1 protein-coding gene is annotated in these 243 nt (G+C 38.7%); it reads right to left on the bottom strand.

The features are described from left to right. Positions 1–243, bottom strand: a 243-nt coding sequence (locus ACFVYJ_RS13885) for a sigma factor-like helix-turn-helix DNA-binding protein (RefSeq protein ID WP_463255463.1), incomplete at both ends; no start/stop codon positions are given.

The following is a 243-nucleotide window of genomic DNA, read 5'->3' as shown; positions in this document are numbered from 1 at the left end:
GCAGCTTTTTCAAGTCTTGATACTTGGGCTTGTGAAATGCCAATTTCATCAGCAACTTCCATTTGCGTCTTACCTTGGAAAAAACGCTTGCGCAAAATCAACTTCTCGCGTTCGTTTAATCTACGCATGCCTTCTTTGAGTGCTAATTCTTCTATCCAGTTTGTATCTTTATTTTTTTCATCACTTAGCTGATCCATTACAAAAATCGGGTCGCCACCATCATTATAAATCGGTTCAAACAGA

It is taken from the genome of Pontibacter sp. JAM-7 (assembly GCF_048548695.2).
Taxonomy (GTDB): domain Bacteria; phylum Pseudomonadota; class Gammaproteobacteria; order Pseudomonadales; family Balneatricaceae; genus Neptuniibacter.
The sequence above is the reverse complement of the archived record's forward strand: the minus strand, read 5'-3'. Positions and strand labels throughout refer to the sequence as shown.